Raw genomic sequence first — 24819 nt, forward strand, 5'->3', positions numbered from 1 at the left:
TCCTAAGGCTTCAATGCGGTCCGATAATAAAGTGGAGAAAACGGTGTATCGGGATGCAACCGGATGAAAACGAGAAAATGAATCATCCCCCGATTGCCGTTGGATCGGTCAGTAAGCTTCTTCGTCCGTTGATTGAGATCGAGTCGCGCTTGACCGATCCACCAGCACTCCTCATCGGAAGCGTTTTCTTTTTCCACGAGCAACTCGCTCCAACGAACTAGCCTGTCAACCAAACGCTGCAGCTTTTCAAAAGCGCCGATACAATCCCCAAGCGCCTGTCCATGTACCGACTGATCGCTGAATTCCGATCTGGCCGCTGTAGCATAATGAGTCTCTGCTTCATGCAGGGCATCAGCCATGTCGATAATGGCGGCGAATACTTGGGTCCATTCTAGCAGCATAAACGGCTCTTCCCGGCGGTACTTCGCCTTCTCGAGCATTGAAGATGCGATTCCCTCGGCCTTGACCGCGATTTCCCGCAGCTCCGAGCGTACCCTTGAGGTTAGCCACGAACGCGCACCGTACAAGACCGGCAATATGTTTTGCGACCGGAATAAGGCGATCACGAGCTCGCGAATAAGCAACTGCGGCCGATTTTTTTTGGATTCCAACGCCTTTCGCACGTTCTCGTCAATTGTAGCCTCGAAGAGCAACGTCTTTTGCACCTGAACGTCGATCCAATCGTACCACCGAGCCAATTCATCGGAATCTACTCCCCATTCCCTCGCCGTGTACGTCTGAAGAAATTCCATTTCTCTGACGGAATTACCGGCGAACAGAGCACCTTGCATGGCAATCCACGGCCATGCCGGACTGAAGAAGTTGCCTCGGTCGTTCTCCCAAGTACAAAGCAAAACGCCACTTCCATCCGGCTCATAAACGGATTGATTGTCCGCAAAAAAAGATGTGATGTTCAACGTGCTGTTGACCGATAAGACCGGATTGCCATGGAAAAGGTTGACGGCCGGAGCCGCTATCGCGTATTTACCGGCATTCTTGAAGATGTGCTGACTTTTCCGATTGCTTAATTCTTTTAATTGCGGAGCCGAAAAATAAGCCCAGTCACATATAATGACATCGTCAGGGATAAGACTGATCGTATTTTCATACTTGAGCAGCATATCCCCCCACATCATCGGTATTTTGCCGTTGGAACGAACGAGCTCGAGGATATACGTCAGATGTTCCATTGCCTTCGTCCATCGCTGTTCTTCTGTTGCATCCGGCATCTGCATGGCAAGCCAGCGTATCTCATCGCCCCCGATATGAACATAAGCCGAGCTGAACATTGCGAACAAGTCATGGTACAAATCCCGGATTAGCCGAAGCGCTTCCGGATCGCCAACCTTCAGTTGCTCGACACCTCCGGTCGATCCGCTCGGATCAACGACCACATCGCGGTATTGTTCCATATAACCGATACCTTCGCAATGTCCCGCGCTGTTCACGCACGGCACTAAATCCATACCAAGCCGAACCGCGGTTTGATCCAGCCTTTGGATATCGCTCGGACTCAAGCTTGTTGTCGTTCCGATAGCCGGCCGGGAAGGAAACTGCAGACGATTCTCTAATTGAAGAACGAGCATATTAAACCCGTATCTTGCCAATCGCTCGATCATTTTCTCCAAATAATCCGCATCACCTCTTAATCCTCTGGCCAAATCATAAACAAAGCCTTTAATACGCAAAACCATGACCTCCTTGTTAGCAAATTAATCTTTCTACATCATTGTAGTTCAGCAATCAAAAAGGCGGCCATTAACAAATTGGAGCTAATTTTTGTACATTTCGCTTATGCCCGGAAGCGAACAATGCAAGGCTGTGATTACGGCTTAGCTTCCATGAGGACATAGCCATCCTGCATACCGGGAAAATCCCTTCTCATCATGCGATGGAGGGGGTGGCGCGTTTAGCGATTACGTTGGCCCTTCTCTTCATTACTCAGCCGGAGCTTCAGGAAACGCTGCAGCTTCGGGTATAAGCCGATTACGCAGCGAATGATGAAAAAATAATTGACACTCATATAGAAGTATACTAACCTAAAATCATCAACACGGTACTATGGTAATACCATATGACTAATTTGAAACCATAAATCTCAAGTGGTCATACCATAATATCAAAAGAGAGGAATGGAGGTTTTTTCATGCACATCCGTTGTTCCAGTCACAGCCATTCATGCATGTCGTAATATCCATGTCTTAGTATCGTAAGATGTAAGTGCTAAATGTAAGCGTTAACTATATGGACAGTATCGCCAATTAAGGAATCGATAAAGCGGTACAGGGATACATGAGCGGCTATGAACCGGTCAGACTTCGGGCGATGGCAGCCGGCTTATTATTTAAAAGGGGGGATTAAGATGAAATCAAAATTCATCTTGATTTTAATGTTCATTGCAGTTTTTGCAAGTGCTTGCAGCAGTAATAACGGTAAAGCACTGTTGGTGGGAACCGGAAATAATGAGACGTTCACAGAAACATTTCGGTATTTTTGGATTCAAAATGTGAACGGAATTCAGTCATATATTAATCGGGGATTGATCAAACTGGATCCGGACATGAAAAATGTTCATCCGGCACTGGCCGAATCGTACGACGTTTCAAATGATGGACTGACCTATACGTTTACACTGCATGACGGATTGAAGTGGCACGACGGCAAGGAGTTGACCGCAGAGGATGTCAAGTGGAGTATGGAAACAGCTATAAAGGTAGAAATGGTGGTTGATTCTGAATTCGGTTTGAATGCCATTAAAGGGTATGAATCCTTCAAGACAGGAAAAGCGGGTGAATTGGAAGGGGTTGTATATAACGGAAGGACAATCACAATTAAACTTGGAGATTTAAACGTCGCCTTCCTGCAAAAAATTGCCGCCTTCGAAATTCTTCCCAAGCATATCCTAGAGGATGCCAATCTGGCAAAATTCCAGCAGGACCCGTACTGGCTTCACCCAATCGGAAACGGCCCGTACAAGATAAAGGAAGTGAGATTCGGTGAATACGCCCTGCTTGAGGCTTTCGAGGGATTTGTCGGCCCGCAACCGAAGATTAAGGAAGTCATTTATCAGCAAATTCCGAAAAGCCAAATCTTCCCGAAAATTCAAGCCGGCGAACTTGACTACATTGGCGGGTTAAAGAGTAGTGTCGAATCGGTGGAAGAAATTGACGCGCTGCCGGACTATAAAGCTTTCGTTGTTCCGCAAATATTCAATAAGTTCTTTACGGTGAACCTCAAGGGAAGCAAAAGGGTCCAGGATATCAAAGTTCGGCAGGCGTTCATTCATGCGCTGGATCGAAAAGCAATTATTAATGAAACGTTGGAAGGTAAAGCGCAAATTATGAATAGTCTCATCCCTCCGGAATTCGAGGAGCATAACAGCTCAATAAAAACGTACGATTACAATCCTGAGCGTACGAAACAGCTGTTGAAGGAAGCCGGGTTTGATTTCAACAAACCGATCACCATCGCATATTACTCCGATGACCAGGCTTCGGTCGACCTATTGAACACCGTGGCGTATTATCTCGGCGAAGTAGGCGTTCAGACAGAAATCAAGCTGTTGACCGGTGACCTTCTGCAATTGATCTATTATGCACCGGAATATGATTTTTTGTTGGCCGCTTACTCTGGTGCCGATCCTTTCGGGGTACTCGAGAGCGTATCGGGGAACAGTCTAATGTACAAGACGATCTGGGAGGGCTTCGAGGGCATCGAAACCGAGCTGCAGCAGTTAAGGAAGACGCTGCATATGGATGAGCGGGTTGCGCTGATCAAGAAAATTGACAGAATCCACTCGGAACGACTGTATCAGCTTCCCTTGTTTCATGAGAATGTGTATAACATCGTGAATGTTAGCCGATTAAAAACAGCGGGGATATATGGTAATGAATGGTATAATTATGAAAAGAAATTAGAGGAATGGGAACTGAAATGATTGAAGTACTGGCTGAAATGTATGGTCATGAGAGGAGTCGAGCGTAGTGATTCAATCGTGGGTTGAACTGGAGCCCTATACTGGTCTTAAAGCTGCGGGCATGCTGCAAGATGAAGCTCAACGAACGGCCTATGTCTGCAATTGGGAGCAATTAAAACGTAATTATGGTGATAATGTCGATTTTCAGCTGCTGCACAAACAAGTAATGTTACGCCGCGAGACGGTTGACTTTTTGTATCAGCAATTCACGCCGACTCAAACATGCTTTCAAGTCGGAACGAGACCATATCTCGAGCAAATCGTGAGCGAAATAACAGACGGCTGCGGCTCAGACGGTCAGAAGGCGTTCGCATTGATGCGTTTTACGCGTAGTTTGTATCAGAAAAATGCTGGCTTGCAGTTGTTCTACGGAGGGACGGAGGAGGAGCTCATCAAAAAGGGTGAGCAACTCTGCGAATGTCTTGGCCGATTATACGTAGCCCTGTGTGAAATCGCCGGAATTCCGGGAAGAATATTGATGCATGTCATTGGTGGTCATATCGTGGCGGAGGTGTATATCGAGGGCAAGTGGGCGTACATGGATCCTCGCATCGGTTTTCATTGCCGATGGCCGGACGGCAGCCTGACAACTGCATGGGAAATCTGGCATCATCCGGAGCTCTTCGATATGCAGGATGATACCGTGAAAGATGAACTTTCCGCCAGATGGACCTGGGAGGACAGAGTTCGATCGAATCGGGCCCGACTGTTTCATCCGCGAGAAATCATAGTGGTCACCAATTATTCATTATCGGATGCACGATCGTACAACTACAACTGGTTGACCAGTATCGATCTGGCCAGGAATGGTTTTACAGCGGCCAATCGGAAATACCGGACAGCTGCGGCAAAGGTATTTGGCCTGACGGATTTGGTAGACAAACCGAGTTTTATTCTTTCCATTAAGGAAGGTCAAGTCGTGCACGGCAGCATTTCGATCATCGCAACGCCGAAGAACTTTACTGTTCCGCCTGTGGAGGTTGACTTTTATATCGACGGACAGCTCGTATATTCCAACCCCGGAATGATACCGATCGGAGAATTGCACAATTACGTTGAAGGAGGCGTTCGCACGTATACCTGTTTTGGTGCAGGTGAAATGTGGGATACGACAACTGTGGAGAACGGTTCGCACACGATAACGGTTTGCACACAAGAAGCGGATATCGGACTGATCTCGGTCGATGTCCACGTTGACGTACACAACAGCTGAACAGCATGAAAGGAGGCTGAGATCAAATGCTTGCATACTTTGGGAAACGGTTGCTGACTGTAGTGCCTATGCTGATCGTCATTAGCATTGTTGTATTTGCCGGGCTGCAGCTTGCACCGGGAGATCCTCTTACGCATCTGATTGATCCGACGAAGATGGACGGCAGCGTGGATTACGACAAACTTCGGGAGGAGATGGGGCTGAACGATCCACTGTATATGCAATATCTTTCCTGGGCGGGCGCCTTTATAAAGGGGGATTGGGGCTACAGTCTTGTGAATGGCGCGAAGATCTCGGGCGTGATTTTGCGCAGGCTTCCTGCGACTTTAGAGTTGGCCGGAGCCGCATTGATTATTTCATCTTTCATGGGGATTGTGCTAGGACTCCTTTCTTCTATCAAGCCTAACTCTTCTCTCGATTATTTCAATCAAGGTGTCGGAGTTGCAGGCGTATCGATTCCGGACTTTTTTTTGGGAATTTGCTCGATACAGATTTTTTCTGTTTATTTGGACTGGTTTCCTGTAGGTGGACGAATGCCGTACGGTTCGAGCGCCCTGTTCAGCCGGTTGGAGCATTTGTTTTTGCCGGCTGTCATTCTGGGCTTCTCATTGACCGCTGCAGTGATGAGGTTTACGCGCGGCTCCATGCTGGATGTGTTGAACAAGGATTACATCAAGACAGCCAGGAGCAAGGGCGTACCGGAATGGCGCGTCTACATCAAGCATGCACTCCGAAATGCCATGATGCCTGTTGTGTTGATTCTCTTGTTCCGACTGTCCTTTCTCGTTGGGGGGGCAATCGTTGTCGAACGAGTGTTCAACTGGCCCGGGATGGGGAGCATGATTCTGGATGCGGTGTCTGGCAATGACTATCCCGTTATTATGGTCACAACCATGCTGGTGGCATATGTCATTCTTCTGGCCAGCCTGCTTGTCGATTTGATTACTGCGCTGCTGGATCCAAGAGTGAGGTTTGAATAATTGATTATAGCGAGGTTAAGCTCATGTCAACAGTTACGCTCAGGCTTGGTTTGCTACGTAAGCAATGGTCGAACTTGAAACGGAATCGATTGGCTGTGTTCGGACTGTTTCTTATTTTGTTTTTAGGACTGTCCACCCTTCTTGCTGATTTGTTGACTTCTTACGATCCGAACGGTGTCGATCTGAAAAATCGCGTACAACCTCCATCGAGCGAGCATATTTTCGGAACGGATAAGCTGGGTCGCGATGTATTCTCACGAATACTGTATGGCGGGAGGCTCTCGATTATGATCGGACTGAGCGGTGCATTGGGAGCCGCATTGATCGGCGTCGTATTGGGAAGCCTCGGCGGTTATTTTGGAGGCTGGATTGACCGTGTTTTTTTGCGTACGTCCGAGACAATAATGTCTTTCCCCGCCCTGGTTCTGATCATGGTGTTTATCGCATTGTTCGGGAGCAATATAATCAATCTCATCATTGTGTTTTCGGTGACGGGCTGGGTAAGTGAATATCGATTGGTCAGAGGCAGGTTCCTGTCCCTGAAGAACGAATATTTCGTTGAGGCTTGCCGAGCATTCGGAATGAGCAATGTAAGGATCATTTTCAGTCATATTTTGCCGAACGCCCTCACTCCAGTCATCGTGTCCATAACGCTGTCTACGGCTCTGTATATACTGACCGAGGCCGGTCTTGGTTATCTCGGTCTGGGGGTTCCCCCGACGACTCCAACGTGGGGGAATATATTGAACGCGGCCCAATCGATTGATGTCGTGCAGGAATATTGGTGGCTTTGGTTAGTTCCAGGCACAGCTATTTCCTTGTTTGTGTTAGGCATCCATACATTCGGCGATGGTCTCAGGGATTTGATCGATCCGAGCAGGTAACCTTATGAACAACGACATCTAAGACAAATTGATAGGAGGGGAACGAAAGTGGATGACCAAACCCTATTAAAAGTTGAGAACCTTGAAACCCGGTTTATATCGGGAGAAACTATCATCCGGGCTGTCAATGATGTATCGTTCACGGTGAAAAAGGGAAAAACGATCGGACTGGTTGGGGAAAGTGGAAGCGGGAAAAGCGTAACCGTGCACTCCATTACACAGTTACTCCCTCCCCTAGGGAAAATTACAGGCGGGAGGATTACGTATATAAAAGACGGCAAAGAAATCGTTTTGAACAAGATTCAAAAAAACGGCAAAACGATGCGCTCCATTCGTGGCAAAGAAATCGGGATGATCTTCCAGGATCCGAATACGTCGCTGAATCCGGTGTATACGATAGGGAATCAAGTTATGGAAAATATTATTCATCATGAGAAGGTGACGAAAAAACAGGCAGCCGAAAAGGCACTGCATATACTGAATTCGCTCGGCATCCCGAATGTGCGTTCGAGAATACATGAATATCCACACCAGTTCAGCGGTGGAATGAAGCAGAGGGTCGGCATCGCGATGTCCATGGTCGGCAATCCGAAAATTTTGATCGCGGACGAACCGACAACGGCCCTCGACGTGACGATCCAACTGCAGATCCTTGAACTGATGAAGAATATACAGGGCGAGTACGGCACCTCAATTATCTTTATTACGCACAATCTGGGAATTGTCGCTCATATGGCCGATGAAATTGGGGTGATGTATATGGGCAGAATCGTTGAATACGGTTTCACACGGCAGGTACTGACCTCTCCGAAGCATCCGTATACCGAGGCGCTGCTGCAATCCGTTCCTTATGTGGGAATGAACAAGCAAGCTCGCTTGAAAACGATTAAAGGAAATACGCCTGACCCGGCAGCATTGCCCGAAGGCTGTACGTTTGCGCCGAGATGTGAATATGCAACCGAGGCTTGCAACGTGTATCCGGACGAGTTCCATCTTGGCGGTGGCCACAAAGTCAGCTGTTGGCTGCATAAAGAGAGAGAGGAGCAACTTGGATAAGATGAACAATGAGATAAAGCTGGAAGTGAAGAATCTGACCAAATATTATCCTGTAGTGAAGGGCGCCTTCAAAAAGGTTGTCGGTCACGTGAAAGCTGTGGATGATGTCAGCTTCTCGGTCAGGCAGGGAGAGACTTTCGGAATCGTAGGTGAAAGTGGGTGCGGCAAAACGAGTTTGGGCAAATGTTTAGTCAGGTTGCAAGAGACCAGCTCTGGAGAATTGGTTTTCCATGACCAGGATGCCGGTGAGATGAATTTGCTGAAGTTAACCAAAGCCCAGTCTTTTCGAATGCGAAAAAAAATACAAATTGTATTTCAGGATCCTTATTCATCCTTGAATCCGTTGAAAACAGTTTATACTTCCTTCGATGAACCGTTAAAAATCCATCACATGGGCGATAAAAAAAAAAGAATGGAAATCATCGCCGAGATGTTCAGGCTCATCAATCTTAATCCCGATTTTATGCACCGGTATCCCCATGAGTTTTCAGGTGGACAGCGGCAGCGCATTTGCATAGCCAGAGCTCTTTGCGTTCAGCCGGATATCGTAGTATGCGACGAGCCTGTTTCAGCTTTGGATGTATCTGTGCAGGCCCAAATTCTGAACTTGTTGAAGGATCTGCAGAAGAGTAGAAGATTGACATATATTTTTATATCCCATGATCTCAGCGTAGTGGAATATATGAGTGATCAAATAGCCGTCATGTACTTAGGTCAAATCGTTGAGCTCGCAAATGCGAAGCACTTGTATGAAACATGCAAACACCCGTATACCAAAGCGCTGATCTCCGCAATACCGGCCATTGATTATGATAAGAAGCCGTTACGGAATCTGGTGGAGGGAGAACTCCCGAATCCGGCCAATCCTCCTGCCGGCTGCAATTTCCATACGCGATGTCCTCTGGCTGATGAACGTTGCAGATCAGAAGAACCTAAGCTAAGGAAAATCGGAGATCTGGAGCATCATTTCGTTGCTTGTCACCTTGCCTGAGGCGTTTTTAACCGCACGAATTATACGAACAAACACCCACCTTGGACCGGTGAACCTTGGGGTGGGTTTTTACTTTCTCTTGTAGTTAATCGCGATGTATGTATATACACCTCACGCCATGTCCGGTTCGTCATCCAGAGCGCGATTGGCCACCAGGGCAAACAAAATGCTTTCGACAAGCGCTGTAAATTTGCGGTCAGCGATTCAGTGCCCGCGTCAACCTTCAACTTATTCCAAGACGCATCCAGTAGCCAAACGTCGCCGATCGACTTGCTACTGATGACAACAGGCACGCCCAAAAGCCGCGCAATGCTCAGGGTAAGAGGGCTCCAACTTTCGAATCCGGGGTTACCGCCAAACTTGGCAAGAAAAAGCCGCTCGATTCCCGACAGAGAAACCGAACGGCAATACATTTCTGTTAAAGATCCTTACGTTCATCTACAAAATAATAGCCAACACTGCCAGCAGCGACCACACTCGGATATCAGGATATCATTGGCGGCAGGAAAAACATCAACGCCCTAGTCATACCCTTGTAGTATCAATAGCTGTTGGTATGTTTGCGCCGCCTGATAGAGTCGTAGTAGAACGCTTTTCAACTAGAAATACCGCAGTGTTTGCCCCTAAAGTCAGGGTTGAGCCATCTACTAGTTGTTCTGCTTTTGTTATTGTCAATCCACCAGAGATATTCATACCAACACCGCCAGTCCCATAATTTCCTTTGTGAGCAATCCTGTTGGCTTGTCCGTCGACATTGTTCATGTAGATCCCGTAGCCGGTAGCCCCCCTAGTTGTTGCTGTTACATGAACGGAGACGTCCAAATCTTCTACTTTCAGACCCGTTAGATAAACAAGAGATCGGCCTGATGTTCCGCTTGGGGTTCCAGAAACAACACTGTTTACTTCTATTTCAAGATTTCCCCTTAGAATGCCTCCTGTTGCAGATGTAGTTGTAAATACCGCATGGCTGGATTCAACTCCATTTGCCGCGCTGGCTCGCCTTATCTTGGTTTTGCCTAAATCTACGTCAACCACGTCGCCAACAACAGACATCGTTATTCGACCGTCTGTCACAATATCAGCTTGAACGATTTCAGCCCCTCCGCCCAAAATGTAATGAGCTCCCGCAGGAGGAGTGCTTTGGATATCGGCGCTGATTTTGGATATACTGATCGCCCCGTACTGTAAATTAACTCTGCCGTTGTTGAACACCGCCCCTACAGAGCCTCTACCCGAGTTTTGCGCATTTGTATTAACCGCAATAGCGAATTTCCCGGTAATGCTGCCGCAGCAACAACCATCTGCGTTGTAAAATGAAACCCCAATCCCCTGCGGTGAACCCGTTGGAAATTTTCCAATACCTAATATGTCACCTACTGTGCAGTTGAGAGATGTTTCTCCGGGTCCACCAAAAAAGACTGCCTGAGACCCAAAACCATCAAAAATATTACCAGCCTGGTTATTAGCCCCTTTCATCCAACATATTCTCGAACCGTATCCTACACCCTTTATATCACCAAACGTCCATCCATCTGCTGTTCCAAGACATTCCACGACAGCGTGCATGGGAAGTGTTGGGTCATCGTTGAATGCTGTAACATTTCCCACCGTTATACCGCCAAAGCTGGCTGCTTTTACAACCCTCTTTGCCACGTTTCTTGCTGTTACGTTGCCAATTGTTACATTAAACTTCTCTGTTGTAGACGTTTCTGCATAACCACGGATCAGGTCTGAGTCCTGAACCGCTCCAAGACCACCATCTACCGTTTTTATATTCTCTCCATGTATGTCTCCTATCGTTCCGTGAGATTTACCGTAAGGTACATGTGCATTAAAACCTACGAGATATAAACCACCTACGAAACCTTTTCCGGTGACGGCGCCATTATCATCCTGTGTAATATTATAAAATTTCTGGTTTCCTATCGTGAATCCGTCAACACCGTACATCGGAACATACAAAGGATAGGTTTGGAAAGCTGTCACTCCGTGAAAGTTCCTCCACTCCATGTCCCCTATGGATACATTAGATGAGGGAGTTGCGATCGTGAAAGGTATAGCATGATCTTTGTCGGCGCCATCAATGATGAATCCACCGATATGGCAATCAGAACTTATTGTGCCAATTATTAATGAATGGTCACATAGAATGGTGGTGTTTTCGCCGTAAAAATGGGTGCCATTGCTGAGATTAATCGGTTGAGTAGTTTTGTATGTGCCTCCCGGCTTAAATTTAATTTTAAGGCCGCTGTCCTGAAGGTAAGCAAATATGTTGGTGTAATCGGAAACACTGCCAGAAACGGCCCCGAAGTGCTCTGCTATCGTTTTATCTTTGAGGACTGCGGTGTTTCCATTACCAGCATCCAGTACATCGAATCCGTTAGGCGTGCCGCCTGTAGATACGTCAAATGCTCCCATGGATCTGTCAGACAATGCAAGTTTTGTCCCTGCAGGGAAAACTCCGCTTGCAAGTTCTGCGACAGTCGTTACGTGAGCGCCGGGGTCGATTCTGCCACCCATCGCACTCACGGTTTGATTCAGCCCTGCATTCAAAATGCTTGGGGCCGCTATCGCCGCACCGGCGATCCCGATGGAAGCAAGCAGCTTCCTCCTGGATATAGAGCCAGACTCATACGCGCGTTCTTTAACACTTTCGTGGTTTGCATGCACTTTCTTTTCCTCGGACATTTCCTCATCCCTCCCCGGCAACGAAAGGAGAAGAACTTATCCTCCCGTTTAGCCTTTTTTTGGTTTCTTGGCACGCGGCAGAGAAACTAATTGTTCCACTTGCCGGTGCAAGCTTTATGAAGTTAGCCGGAAATCGGCTCGAATCTGGCAGAACGGCAGCTAAGAGTAATCATGTAGAAGAAGAAGGATGTCAGTCACTGTACCAAGTCGGCCAGCTTTATTTTTCGAATGCGAAGCCGGGACAAGCAAGATGCGTCCTCCGCTTCGCCCGCGCAATAAGCAAGCAGAAGACTGTCGTCATCGGCGGCATGAATAGCCGTATAGCAGTAGCCTCCTTGATCTTCCGCTTCGCGCTCCAAGGCGAAATAGCGGTCCCATGTTTTGCCGTCATCGGCGCTGATTGCCCCGATCAACGGCGTTCTCCCGACCGTGTGCTTCGCATAGGCCCGCGACATATAGTTCGGAATCGGATTCCATACGGCCAGCAGTTGCCCTTGGGGCAGGCGCTTCATCGAAAGCGGCGAATCGGGCGAAGTAAAGACGGAAGGCGCCGGGATGCTCCACGTTTCGCCGCCGTCGTACGAAAACATTTCATACTGACAGCCGATATCCGTTCTGGCCCACGCCCACAAGACGCCGGATTTCAATTCGACTAAGCCGGGCTCCAGCAAGCCCCTCTTGGCGCGGGGAGCAGGCATTGCACACGCGCCGCTTGCCTCTCTCCACGTCCTTCCGTCGTCGTCCGACAGGAAGAAATGCACGACGCCCCGCCTATCGAACGCGCTCCAGTGGGCGCCGTCTTCCGTCTGCATTTTATGGTAAGCGGCCGGAATAATAAGCCTGCCGCCGGACAGACGGACGACCCGGTCGTTGTTCGTGACGTAGTAGCCTGTCCCGGGCACGCAGCATATCGCCTCTCCCCAGCTTTTCCCTTCGTCCGGGGAACGGCGAATATGCAGCCGCATGTTTTGAAAGCCGTAGCGGATCAAATAAAACATGCCGATATCCCCGTTTTTCATACGCAGCAACGAAACGCTCATAATGTTGCGAGCGTCGTGCTCCTCGGGCATGACAAGCCATTCGTCATCCGACCATGTGCTTCCTTGATCGCTTGAATAACGCGCCGATATCCCCGCTTTTGCGGTGTCGGAATGCGTCTCGCCATAAAACTTGCTGTAGGCGAATAATAGCCGGCCGTCGCGCAGATCGAGAAAAGCCCCTTCGCTGTTGCGCGGATTTCCCGCCTCCGGCCGAATGTCGCATACGATTTCTCCTGCTTTGGGTAACATCTTCAACGCCTCCTGGTCCAAATAACGTGATTACAATACACGCTTCAACCATGGCACCGCCAAATGCTCTTTGAAGTAATGGTTTTGGACGTCCACGTTGGCGCACTCGAGAAATTGGTCCTGGTCGAGCCCTTCCGGAAACTCCTGCATCTCCCACTTGCGCTGTTCGGCGGAAGCGTACATCTCGTAATAGTGATACTGCATCCGCTCCCCCGCTCCCAACTCCTCGTAAGCTTGCTTCACTTTGAGCAGATCGGCCGTTACCCCGCCTTCGGTAATGATAATCGGCCTCGGCGCAAGCGAAGCTACGATGTCCGGAAAAGTGACCCATTCCAGCATATAAGGCACACAGTGCCAAGACGGCTGGGCTACCGTTTCGTTCGAAACGACGCGGCGGATCCGGTTGTCGCACAAAAAATCGTTGAACACGATGGCTTTGATGTGCGGATCCAGCGCGGCGAGCATGATCGCAGGGCCTGTTCCGAGCGAATGTCCGCTCACTGCGATGCGGCCCGGGTCCACGATCGGCTGCCCTTTCAACCATTGCAGGATGTGCAGCTTTTGGAAGACGGACAGGCCCAAATAATTTCTGCCGAGCATGAGCATTTCCCTGGCAAACCAATTTCTGTTCTCGTTCTCCTCATATCGATGGAGCTCGCCGATGCCCGGATTTTCAATGGCGATGGCAATGATGCCCGCTTTTACGTAGTGCAACGCCATTCGATTATGCTCGGGGAACCGGTTGTTCGGATTGGAGACATACGTTTCCGGCTCATCGGCCAACATCTCCTTTGTATGGTTCGAGCCCGTAAAGCATAACACGGCGGGAGCCGGACATTGGGCGGTCGCTTCGGAAGGAACGAGCATCAGGAACGGCACGACGCTCCCCGGCTCGGGAAACGACTCCCATTTTTGCAGCACGTACCCGTCCCGCTGCTCTTCCCACAGCATGCGGGGAGCGGGCTGCTCCTCCGCAAGGTCGGGAAATTTCAGCAACTGCTCCAGCTTTTCGGCCACCTGCCGCTGCCATCGTCCAAAATCTGACCGATTCATGCCGCTCGCATAGGTGAGCTTCGGTCTCAGCCGCTTCCAGTACTGGTACAAAAACTCGTCGGTGCGAATAAATCGGCCGTCCTCACGATCACTGTCAAACATGAAGGGTATGCTCCTTTCGATGATCGTATCGTTATTTTTGTTGCTGCGCCTCAACCTGCTTATCAACCCGTTCCGCCGCTTCGCGCAATACCGTATTCACGTCCTTGCCGCCCATGTATTCCTGTATCGCTTTATCGATTTCCTTATTGGCGATCCCGGTGAAAGGAGTAAACGGCTGCATCGTCGCGAATCGCTTCGGAACCATGCCGCTTACGTTTTTACCGGACAGCCCCGCGATGTTTGTGCCGAAATTTTTCATAATATCGTCCTTCTTCGTCAGAATCGGCAGCAATCCGTACGTGCTGGCCGACCAGCCCTGGTATTCATCCGAAGCTATATAGGAAAGGATCTGAAAGGCCGCATCGCGACTTTTACTTTTGCTGGAAATAAACAGATAGTCCGGATTGACCGATGGCCCTACGCCCGCTTGACCGGGGAAATCAGGAAACCGGGCAATGTCCCAGTTCGCATTCGTCTGCGCGAGCATGGTAACCACGCCGCTGCCGTCCACATGCATGGCGGTCGAATGTTCATTCAAAAACACGTTTCGCGCACTTATCGCTTTTCCCGAGCCGTCTCTCGGTTGATTTCCATTAATGTCCAGGAATCTCGTCACATTCTGAAACACGCGCTTGAATACATCGTCTGTAAATTTGGCCTTGAAGGTCGTCGTATCAAAAAAAGGTGCGCCCAATTGATTCCAGCCGATCGCCTGATTGAATACCCCGAACGTTATTCCTCGATATTGCACGCCCCCTTCGGAACGCGTCATCGTCTTGGCCATATCATACACCTGATCCCAGGTTAAGTCGTCTTTCGGGTAGGGAACCCCGAACTTGTCGAACACATCCTTGTTGTAATAGAACACCTGGGTGGCGACCGTCCATGGCAAAGCCGGCAGCTTGCCGTTCATCAGCTTCCGCAGTTCGTCCAGCGGTGCCGATTCGATTTTGCTTAGATCATATTTATACTTGGCAACCAGATCAGAAATATCGCTTTCAAGGCCGTGCTGCAATACGGTTGTGGACATGCCGGTTCCGGAACTGATGACAATATCGATAGCAGGCGCGGTAGCCACAATATCCGCGATATTGCCGCTCAACAAAGTTATCTTATAATTCGGGAACTTTTTGCGGATTTGATTGCCGAACCGATTGTTAAACAGCTCTTCGCTGTAACCGCCGCCAAGAAATACAACTTCGGCCGGCGACTCGGCGATCTTTTTCGCTTCAGCCTGCGCATCCACCTGCTGCCCCGATCCGGAATCCGGCGTTTTCGTACCGTTGGCGGGGGCGCCGCCGCATGCAGTCAATGAGAATGCCAGGCAACCGGCCGACAACGTAGCCATCAAGTTTTTCGCCAATCTTTTTCTTGAATATATTTGCATAAAATCGTTCTCCCCCATTCTTATAGTTAGCGCTTACATTTATTACTTGCTTCATACGATAATACCGACATGCATGTACCGGCTGTGACTCGATCCAACGGACCGCATGGAAAAACCTCCATCCTTTCTTGAGATATTATGGTATGACCACTAAAGGGTGAATTTGTACTAAATTAGTGATATGGTATTACCATAATACGAATTTGTTAGTTTTAGGATAGTATACTTTGATATTGGTGTCAATTATTTTTGAAAGTCCGGGGCGGACCTCCCCGGACTTCCGTTTATTGCTGCAGATTGCCCCCCTCGATACATGAGAATCGATGGAGCTTATGATTGTCCGAAAGCCACTTTTGGCTTAGGTCCCGCTCAGGTTACGCCTGCAAATAATCGTTCATATCATCCAGCCCCGGGAAACCCTTCACCAATTGGCCGTTTCCGGACGATTGCGCGTTTTGTTCCGCCGGGTTCGGAGAAGGCGAGACGAATACGTTGTTGCGCGAGATGACCGTCTTCTCGTTGTTGAGAACACGGACGCCCAAATTCCGCGAACCGGACGAGAGGTAGAAGCTGTCTTCGAAATAGTTGCTCTCGATCACGGCAATACGCCCAATGGCCGACACATACACATGGTAGGCGGTTCCCGAAGTCTGGCTGTTGCCGAAGCCGACCGACTGGTTGCCGCGGAATACGAGCCTTTGGCCTGCGGTAAACGTAGCTCCGCGCTGCCCTCCCGACGTCGAACTCGGATCGGCAGAGATCAGGTTGCCCTCTACGATCAGATTGTCCCAGCCTCCGTTTTTCTCCTGCCGGAACTCGATACCGAACTCGCGCACATGCTCGATCACATTCATCAGAACGTGTCCGTTGTAAGCGCCTTCGAAACCTTGTATGCCTTTGACGCACTGACGAAACCGGTTGCCGGAGATCAGAAAATTGTCGCTCTCCCGGTAACCGAGCGAGTTCCCGCCCTGAGTGGATACCCCGGTTCGGAACCGGTACACGTCATTGTCGCAGCACATCGAATGGTGCGAGCCGATCAATCGGACCGCATGGCTCTCCGCCACCTTGTAACCTTCCTCGTTGATCATCTGATTGGCGTACACGATCGCATGGTTCTGGAAGAACACTTCGACTCCCATCTTGTTCGTATTCAGCATCCGGTTCATAACCGCCGCATTCCGGTAAGTCACCCGGCCCGGGAATCCTAACGAAGAGTTGCCCCCGCCAAAGCTGATGCAGACGTCGCACTCTTCAAAATCGTTATTGTGCACGACGGCTCTGTCCACGAACCATACCTTGACGCCGGCAAAATTGTTCGCCCCTCCGCTGCCGCTCGGACCCGGCTTCTGGGAGAACTTCAAGGAGTGGACGTTGACGTTCCGGACTCGCGTGATCCGGTCGCTCTTGCCGATCAGCAGCGTGTTCGTCTGGGCTTCGGTAGTCAGATGGGACGACGTGCCCGCTCCGAATATCGTAATGTCTCCCCGCTCGCAGAGAAATCCGGAAGCGCTGTAGTACGTGCCGGGAGGTACGTATAGCGCTCCTCCAGCCGGAACGTCCGCCATAGCGGCGTTCCATGCCGCTGTATCGTCGGTTATGCCGTCGCCTGCCGCTCCGTACCAGCTTAAGTTAACGGCCGTCAAGGCCGCTTCGCTGCGCAAACGCGCCTCCAACTCTTCCCGCAGCTCCTCAATCGCCGCATGGGGGCTCCCGTTACCGTTGCCATTGCCCGGCTTTTTTTCGCCCATAGCCCCAGCTGGAGCTCCAGCTTCCAGCGCGCTTGCAATTCCGCCGGACAGCAGCCCTCCCGCCATGGTCAGCACACCTGCGGCGCCCAGCGTAGTCAGCACTTGCCGGCGATTGATGCGGGCGACCCCCGCACGGTCTCCCGGCTCCTCTCGTTCCTTGCGCACCAACGGATTAACGGCTTGCTCCTTCTTGTCCATTGCATCCACCTCTTCGATTTAAATTGGCCCGTCAGAGGGCCTATGGCACAACCGGCCGCCGCCGGAGGAAGCGGCGCCGGTCCGTGACGCCTCGATCAGCTGAACTACTTCAAATAACCGTTTGCGGTCAGCTCCCGTTTGATCTCATCCAGATACTGCTGGCCTTTGTACTTCGTCAAATAGGTACTCGTGTATTCGTCCCAGCTTTTGTCGTCCAGCGGCACATTGCCGTAGATGAACTTCAGCATCATCTCAGTCACATACTTGGACAGGTCGGCCGCGTATAACGTCGGCTCCTTCGCCTGCCCCATCGCGAAAATGCCGCCGATCTCCGGTTTGTCCCCGATCAGCTTCATCTGCTGCTCGTACAGGAACGGGTCGGGGTAAAACACTTTGACCGTCTCGGGAGCCGTCTTGTTCGCAGGCTCGCCCATTATCGAATAGGCGGACAAGTAGTTGCTCTGGCTGCCGGCGATAAACTCCGTAATAATCCCATTCGTCTTCTTATGATTCAAGCCTTCGATGCCGAACGTAAGCAGCCTCGCTCCCTGTTCCCCGTTCATCCAATTCGCCAGCTCGATCATTTTGTTCACTTTCTCCGGCTGGTCCTTCAGCTTGACGGTCAGGCTCAATATACCGTTCGGCGAGTTCGTTTTGCCGTTGTTCGACGCTTTTCCGGCAGGACCGGTAATCGGAGGCAGCAGCACGACCTCTGCCTGCGGATTCAGCTTCTTCATATTTTGCACGATGGCGTTCGGGTAGCCCGTATTATGGAAAATGCCGATCTGTCCCTGCTCCGCCTTCTGCGTCACCCGGTCGAGGTTGTTCGTCGCCAGATCCGGATCGATCGCTCCGGACTTCATCAGCTCGTTCATATATTGCAAATAGTGGCGGAATTCGCCGCTGACCGGACCGCCCCTCAGCTTGCCGGCCTTATCGACCCAAAACGAGCCGCGCACGTCGCCCGTAAAAGCCGATAACAGCTGCCAGAACGGCTGGCCGTTCATCGAGGAGCCGGAGGCGGAGAAGCCGAACGTATCTTTTTTGCCGTTGCCGTCAGGGTCGTTGCCTGCAAACGCCTGCATAACCGCCTTCAGCTCATCTGTCGTCGTTGGCATCTTCAGGTTCAGCCGGTCGAGCCAGTCTTTGCGGATGAACAAGCTGTTCGTCATCGTCGGCGGACGCGCCGGAATGCCGTGATAGACGCCGTTTTTATCAGAGATGGTGTACAGCATTTCCTTGGTTGCGTATTTCAGGTTGGGCGGCAGCGCATTCGGCTTCAGCACCTCGTTCATCGGTAGCAGATACCCCTGCTCCTGGGCTTTCCGGTAATCCGCCATGTTGAAAAACAAAATCGCTTCCGGCAAATCGTTCGCGCCGATCCGCGCACCGAGCTTCGCCCTCCACTCGTCCGACTTCCCGCTCGAGAACGCATACTTCAAGTCGATGCCGAGATCCTTCCGGATCGTCTGCAGCACGATGTCCTGGTCCGGCGGCGGCACGTCCACCGATACCGATACCCACCGTTCAACCTCGATCGCTACCGGCTTCCCCGCTTCCCCCGCAGACTGCTGCGCCGCGTTTTCTTCCTTCCCGCAAGCGGCCGTCGCTCCGGCAAGAGCGAGCGCCAATACTCCATAACCCCACTTTTTCATCTGGAAACCTCCCTGTTCTCGCTTTGCTCCGTGCTTTCCCGCATTGCCTACCGGCCATAAGGCCGTTAATTGGTCGACTACCCTTTAACCGAGCCGAGCAGCACCCCTTTTGTAAAGTAATTTTGCAGAAACGGATAGATGACGAGCACCGGGATGATCGAGAGAATCACCGCCGCCATCTTGACCGACTCCGTCGGCACGACGATCGTCATATCGCCCATCTCCGAAGGGTCCGGCGTGTTCAGCATCGAACGCAGCACGGCCTGCAGCGGGTGCTTGCTCGTATCGGAGATGTACAGAATCGCCTCGAAAAACGAGTTCCAGTGACTGACTGCATAAAACAAAGAGATGGTGGCGATAATCGGCATGGATAGCGGCAGCACGATTTTAAACAAGTAGCCAATTTCCGTCGAACCGTCGATCAGAGCCGCCTCCTCGAGATTTTGCGGCAAATTTTCGATAAAGCTTTTCATGACGAGCACGTTGAAGACGCTTACGGTGCCCGAAAAGATAAGCGCCCAATAGCTGTTCAGCAGCCCCAGCGATTTGACCAGCATATATTGCGGAATCATGCCGCCCTGGAACATCATCGTGATGAGCAGCAGCAGCAGGATGGCGTTGCGCCCCGGCATCGACCTGCTCGACAGCCCGTAAGCGAGCATCATCGACAGCGCCACTCCGATCGCGGTCGAAACGATCGTCACGTAAGCCGAATTGGCGAGCGCCCTCATGATTTTCGTATCCTGAAGCAGCTCCGCGTACGCCTGGAACGTCACCACTTTCGGGAACACGACGAATCCGCCGTTGCGCACCAATTCGATATAAGGCGTCAGGGAGACGACCAAAACGTAAAATACCGGAAACAGCGCGACCAGGCCGAGCAGCGTAAGCACGATATAGTTAAAGGTTTGAAAGCTGATTTCTCCGGCAGAACGTCTCATCTGCACTCCTCCTCACCAGATTCCGGAATCTCCGAATTTTTTGGCCAGCCGGTTCGCCCCCAGCACCAGCAGCAGCCCGATTACCGATTTGAACAGCCCTACCGCCGTTGCCAGACTGAAGTTGTTGTCGATAATGCCTTTGCGGTACACCCACGTATCGATAATATCGGCCGTGTCGTACACAAGCGGGTTGTACATCGCGTATATTTGCGTGAAGCCCGCGTCCAGAATCGTGCCCATTTTCAAGATCAGCAGCAGGACGATGACATTGCGGATGCCCGGCAGCGTAATATGCCAAGTCTGTTTCCATCTCCCGGCTCCGTCGATCTTCGCCGCTTCGTACAGCTGCTGGTCGATCGCCGTCAACGCGGCCAAGTAAATGATAGCGCCCCAGCCGATGTCTTTCCAGATGTCGGAGAAAATGATGATCCAGCGAAACCAGTCGTTCGAGGTCAAAAACTGTATCGGCTGATATCCCCACTCCTTGAGCGTAAAGTTGATCAACCCCGACGTCGGAGACAGAAACGCGATCAGAATTCCGTAAATGATCACCCACGATAAGAAGTGCGGCATGTACGTAAGCGTCTGGATCGTGCGCTTAAACCAGGAGCGTCCTACTTCGTTAAGCAGCAGCGCGAGTATAATGTCCGGCGTCATCCCGAAGGCGATTTTCATCAGGCTGATGACGATCGTGTTGCCTGTCACCCTCCAGAAATCCGGGCTTTCCCAAAATACCCGGAACCATTTGAGCCCGGCCCAATCGCTGCCGGTTATCCCGAGAAACGGCGAGTAATCTAGAAACGCGATCGATACGCCGTACAACGAGCCGTATTTGAAAATCAGAATGTACAGCAGTCCCGGAGCGATGAGCAAATACCGGTACTTGTACTTCCACAGGACGCGAAGCAGGCGTGGCGCCGTGCGCCCGGCGATCGCCGCGCCGCGTCCGCTTTCCGCAATCGTCTTCATCGTATTGTCCTCCATCTTTGGTTGCGATGATTGGATTGTACCGCATGCCGGCTTGCCGGAGCTTTCGGATTGTTTGGCGAAACTTTCGTTTTTTTTGGGAGGATTGAAATAACGGGTTCAGAAGAGCGTGTTATAATTTTTAATAGAATCAAGACGGGGGGATGCTTATGATCCGCGGTCTGTTCGGCAGCTTGTCGGTTAAATTGTTTACGTTTTGCTTCATCTCCATCTCGCTGCTCGTGTTGCTGCTCGTCGCCGCCTCCCAGCATTACGTATCCGGCCAGTTCGCAAGCCAGCAGACGTCTTACGTCGCTCACGCTCTCAAGCGGACCGATTATTTCCTCAATCAATTCATGAAAAATTTGCAAAAGGATTTGCAGTTCATCGCCCGCGACCGGCGGCTGGCGGGACTGGAGCCCGATGAGACGGTACAGCTGCTGGAGCAATACCGGCTGCAGTGGAAGGATATTAAAAATTTGTACGTCTTCAACTCGGACGGACACGTGCTCGGCACGTCCGGGGCGCTGTGGGAGATCGCCTCCTCGGAAAATATCCGCAGCGTACATCTCGGCCTGACGGCTGGCGATTCGCCGGTCGTGTGGACCGAACCCTACTTCTCCCCGGTATCGGATTATACCGTCACCGTCGCGGTCAAAATCCCGATGGCGGAAGGCGAGTCTCCGGCGATCCTCGCTGCCGATCTGGATCTGGAATCGATTCTCGCCGCTTACGAGGACGAATACCTGGGCTCCAAGGAATCGCTTCTGCTGCTAAGCCGGGCGAACCGCCCGATCTCGGTCCGGTCGCCTTACGTAAAGTACGATGTGTTCGCCAAATCGTATTCGCTGTCCGGGCTTCCCGCCGATTCGCTTCAGCATAACGTGAACGCGTGGCAGGCGGAGGACGAACAAGGGAACCCGCTGCACATCTCCCGGGCGAGCAGCAACATCTGGGGCTGGCAGGTCATCCTTATTTTGAACGACAGCTTTTTGGCCAAATCGCTCGCTTTTATGAAGGCGTTTTCGATACTGATCGGCCTTGCCGGGCTGGTGTTGTCGATCGTGGTATCGTATTATTTGGCCCGTTATATGATCAAACCGCTTAAGCAGCTCATCCCTCAGATGAAAAAAGTGAGCGCAGGCGATTTTCAGACACAGATCGATAGCCGGCGGAACGACGAATTCGGCATCCTGGCCGTCGCCTTTAACCGGATGGTCGTCAAAATCAGCCAGCTAATGGACTCGGTCGTCCAAGCCGAGATTAAGAAAAAGATGTACGAGCTGAAGGTGCTGCAAACGCAAATCCAGCCGCACTTCCTCTACAATACGCTCAATTCGATCAGCTATCTCGCCAAGCGCGGACGGACCCAGGAAGTGGATACGATGATTACGAATTTGTCCTCGCTGCTGCATTTTCATCTGGATAAGGTCGAGGAGTTCGTTCCGTTCGACGAGGAGCTGGAAGGGGTGAAGCGGTATGCATCGATTATGGAGTTCCGGTATCCCGGCCAATTCATCCTCGACTTTGAGATCGACGAGATGGTGAGGCATGTCCCGATTCCAAAATTTACGCTGCAGCCGCTGGTGGAGAATGCGATCTTTCACGGAATTCTGCCCAAAGGCGACCTCGGTTCCATCGTCGTAACCGGGGAACGGGACGGCGAGCGGCTCGTGCTGCGCGTCTCCGACGACGGAATCGGCATACCGGACAACCGGCGCAGCCTGCTGCTGCAAACGAAACCGGACGGCGCTAACGCCGGGTATTATCATCTCGGACTGTTCAGCATTCACGAACGACTGAGGCTGTATTACGGCGAGGGCTACGGACTGCGCATTCATAGTGTCGACAGCGGCGGTACGACGGTAGAAATCATCATTCCGTACAAGGAGGGGACGCAGCATGCAGCTTGACCGGAACGAACCGTCGCCGGACATTCGGGTACTAATCGTAGACGATGAGTATATGGTGCGGAGCACGCTGCGCGAGGAGATCGGCTGGGAGCGGCTCGGCATGAAGGTTGTCGCGGAGGCGTCGAACGGCAGACAGGCTCTGGAGAAATGCGCCGCCTACAGCCCCGATCTGGCCTTGATCGACATCTCCATGCCGGTGATGAGCGGGCTGGAGATGATCGTTTCGGCCAAGCAGGATTTTCCGGGACTCCGCTTCGCGATTCTGACTGCGCATCCAGACTTTGCTTACGCTCAGGAGGCGCTGAATGCGGGCGCGCTCGCTTATGTGCTGAAGACGCCGGTGCTCGTCCAGGATGTGGAGCGGATGCTGGCGAATTGCCGGGACACGATCCGGGCGGAGCGCGAGAGCCACCTCCGGGTCCGGTTCGCCGATCAGGTGCTGAGCCGGCACGCTTGGGACATCCGGCATGCGCTTCTGCTGGATTTGCAGCGGGGCAGCCATATCGCGGAATCGCACTGGGCGTATTTGTTTCCGTACGCCAAGCCGGGGTCCGCGGGCGGGCGGGATCAAGCCGCTTCGGCTTCGGGCGCTTTGGGCGCTCCGTCTGCTCAGCCGAGCCGGCTTCAGGTGATGTATGTAACAGCGCTCCATATGAAGCGTCTTTTGGCCCGCTACCCCGAAGCCGACGCGCCCTTGGTCAAATATTCCTTATTCCAGGCGGTTCAGGAAGTAGCCGCCGATTGCGGCGGAGGAACGGCACTCCCCGACGCTACCGGCGGCGTTTACCTGATCCGCACGCTCCCCGTCTCCGGCAGCAGAACCAAATCGGAGTCGGACGTCCAGCATATCATCACCCGGCTGAACCGGTTTTTCGCCAACTATTACTCCGCCGACGCCGTAATCGGGATCAGCTCTTCCCGTTCGTCGCGCGAGAGCTTGCGGGACATGCTGCACGAGGCCGAAGCCGCCTCGGAGCTTTCCTTTTATATGCCCGGCAGGGAAGCCCCGTATTATGCTTACGAAAAAAAGCCGGCTGTCCGATCGTCGGGGGCCGCATGGCCGAAGGTGGAAGCCGAGCTGCTCGCGAAGTGGCGCCAGCCTCACCGGGCGGACGTCCCGGGCTGCTTGCAGGTGCTCCGCCACTATGCGGAGAGCGATCGGCCCGAGCCGGACAAGCTTCGCCGTCAGACGCTCGCCCTGCTGGAGACGTCCGGTGTGCCGCTGACCCGCAGCGACTGGAACGAGCTGACCGACAACGGGACGCTGAACGCCTGGCTCGACGGTCTGGACAAAGTGCTCGGCCGCGACACCTCGCCTGCGCTGATCTCCCCTGCGGTCCCAGCGATGCATGAGGATATCGGCAAGGCGCTCGACTACATGCGAAGCCATCTGCACGATAACTTGACGCTCGCCAAAGTAGCCGAGCATATTCATATGAATCCGAGCTATTTCAGCCATCTGTTCAAGGTCAACACAGGCACGACGTTTATCGACCATCTGACCGGCCTGCGGATCGAGCGGGCCAAGCAGCTGCTGCAGAGACCGGAGCTGAAAAACTATATGCTCTGTGATGAAATCGGCTTCGCCAGCTATCCGCACTTCTGCACGCAGTTCAAAAAACATACGGGATACACCCCGAGCGAATACAAGCAGCAAGTGCTCGCCTCCGGGACGAGGGACGACGGCGGAAAATGAGGAGTCCACCATAAGGCTCGTCTGTGCGTTCGCGGTCGTATCCATTCGTTCCCATGATCGGGTATACTATTTGATATATG

At 51.8% G+C, this 24819-nt stretch carries 17 protein-coding genes; 8 read left to right on the top strand and 9 right to left on the bottom strand.

Annotation, left to right across the window (positions count from 1 at the left end):
* Nucleotides 1-2 precede the first annotated feature (2 nt).
* Nucleotides 3-1688 (bottom strand): family 20 glycosylhydrolase, encoded by a 1686-nt coding sequence (locus tag IDH45_RS27400; RefSeq protein WP_190931338.1) that lies wholly within the window; start codon nucleotides 1686-1688, stop codon nucleotides 3-5.
* A gap of 674 nt (nucleotides 1689-2362) precedes the next feature.
* Here IDH45_RS27400 and IDH45_RS27405 point away from each other — a divergent pair.
* From IDH45_RS27405 to IDH45_RS27430, 6 genes are read left to right on the top strand one after another with little or no spacing between them, the layout of a single operon-like run.
* Nucleotides 2363-3937 carry an ABC transporter substrate-binding protein gene (locus tag IDH45_RS27405; protein ID WP_190931339.1) on the top strand — a complete coding sequence of 525 codons (1575 nt, stop codon included), beginning with the start codon at nucleotides 2363-2365 and terminating at the stop codon, nucleotides 3935-3937.
* Between the two features lie 46 nt (nucleotides 3938-3983).
* Entirely contained in the window at nucleotides 3984-5189 is a 1206-nt protein-coding gene (locus IDH45_RS27410; RefSeq protein WP_190931340.1) for a transglutaminase domain-containing protein, read from the top strand.
* A 26-nt stretch (nucleotides 5190-5215) separates the two neighbouring features.
* Entirely contained in the window at nucleotides 5216-6169 is a 954-nt protein-coding gene (locus IDH45_RS27415; protein ID WP_190931341.1) for an ABC transporter permease, read from the top strand.
* A gap of 23 nt (nucleotides 6170-6192) precedes the next feature.
* On the top strand, nucleotides 6193-7053 hold the full coding sequence (locus IDH45_RS27420; protein ID WP_190931342.1) for an ABC transporter permease: 861 nt from the start codon (nucleotides 6193-6195) through the stop codon (nucleotides 7051-7053).
* Between the two features lie 48 nt (nucleotides 7054-7101).
* Nucleotides 7102-8109: an ABC transporter ATP-binding protein gene (locus IDH45_RS27425; protein WP_190931343.1), complete on the top strand. Its 1008-nt coding sequence runs from the start codon at nucleotides 7102-7104 to the stop codon at nucleotides 8107-8109.
* 1 nt (nucleotide 8110) lies between these two features.
* Nucleotides 8111-9100 carry an ABC transporter ATP-binding protein gene (locus IDH45_RS27430; protein ID WP_190931344.1) on the top strand — a complete coding sequence of 330 codons (990 nt, stop codon included), beginning with the start codon at nucleotides 8111-8113 and terminating at the stop codon, nucleotides 9098-9100.
* Between the two features lie 525 nt (nucleotides 9101-9625).
* Here the strand turns inward: IDH45_RS27430 and IDH45_RS27435 are convergent.
* From IDH45_RS27435 to IDH45_RS27470, 8 genes are all read right to left on the bottom strand, one after another.
* Nucleotides 9626-11788, bottom strand: a complete 2163-nt coding sequence (locus IDH45_RS27435) for a hypothetical protein (protein ID WP_190931345.1) — start codon at nucleotides 11786-11788, stop codon at nucleotides 9626-9628.
* Nucleotides 11789-11982: 194 nt separating this feature from the next.
* Nucleotides 11983-13077: a sialidase family protein gene (locus IDH45_RS27440; RefSeq protein WP_190931346.1), complete on the bottom strand. Its 1095-nt coding sequence runs from the start codon at nucleotides 13075-13077 to the stop codon at nucleotides 11983-11985.
* A 30-nt stretch (nucleotides 13078-13107) separates the two neighbouring features.
* The gene (locus IDH45_RS27445; protein ID WP_190931347.1) at nucleotides 13108-14232 is read right to left on the bottom strand and encodes an alpha/beta hydrolase family protein; all 1125 of its coding nucleotides are present in this window, start codon (nucleotides 14230-14232) and stop codon (nucleotides 13108-13110) included.
* Nucleotides 14233-14263: 31 nt separating this feature from the next.
* Nucleotides 14264-15619 (bottom strand): ABC transporter substrate-binding protein, encoded by a 1356-nt coding sequence (locus tag IDH45_RS27450; RefSeq protein WP_190931348.1) that lies wholly within the window; start codon nucleotides 15617-15619, stop codon nucleotides 14264-14266.
* Between the two features lie 374 nt (nucleotides 15620-15993).
* Nucleotides 15994-17568, bottom strand: coding sequence for a glycosyl hydrolase family 28-related protein (locus IDH45_RS27455; RefSeq protein ID WP_190931349.1), 1575 nt, complete (start codon nucleotides 17566-17568; stop codon nucleotides 15994-15996).
* 104 nt (nucleotides 17569-17672) lie between these two features.
* Complete coding sequence (locus IDH45_RS27460; protein ID WP_190931350.1) at nucleotides 17673-19223, bottom strand: extracellular solute-binding protein; 1551 nt, start codon at nucleotides 19221-19223, stop codon at nucleotides 17673-17675.
* A gap of 77 nt (nucleotides 19224-19300) precedes the next feature.
* Nucleotides 19301-20164 (bottom strand): carbohydrate ABC transporter permease, encoded by an 864-nt coding sequence (locus tag IDH45_RS27465; protein WP_190931351.1) that lies wholly within the window; start codon nucleotides 20162-20164, stop codon nucleotides 19301-19303.
* A gap of 12 nt (nucleotides 20165-20176) precedes the next feature.
* On the bottom strand, nucleotides 20177-21133 hold the full coding sequence (locus IDH45_RS27470) for an ABC transporter permease (RefSeq protein ID WP_190931352.1): 957 nt from the start codon (nucleotides 21131-21133) through the stop codon (nucleotides 20177-20179).
* Between the two features lie 167 nt (nucleotides 21134-21300).
* On the opposite strand from IDH45_RS27470, the gene IDH45_RS27475 reads away from it, so the two are divergent.
* Together IDH45_RS27475 and IDH45_RS27480 are read left to right on the top strand one after the other, a co-directional pair.
* Nucleotides 21301-23043, top strand: coding sequence for a sensor histidine kinase (locus IDH45_RS27475; protein WP_190931353.1), 1743 nt, complete (start codon nucleotides 21301-21303; stop codon nucleotides 23041-23043).
* Nucleotides 23033-24739 carry a response regulator transcription factor gene (locus IDH45_RS27480; RefSeq protein WP_190931354.1) on the top strand — a complete coding sequence of 569 codons (1707 nt, stop codon included), beginning with the start codon at nucleotides 23033-23035 and terminating at the stop codon, nucleotides 24737-24739. Before IDH45_RS27475 ends, IDH45_RS27480 begins: the two co-directional genes overlap by 11 nt.
* The last annotated feature ends 80 nt before the right edge of the window (nucleotides 24740-24819 follow it).

This window comes from Paenibacillus oceani, assembly GCF_014705615.1.
Classification (GTDB): domain Bacteria; phylum Bacillota; class Bacilli; order Paenibacillales; family NBRC-103111; genus Paenibacillus_AB; species Paenibacillus_AB oceani.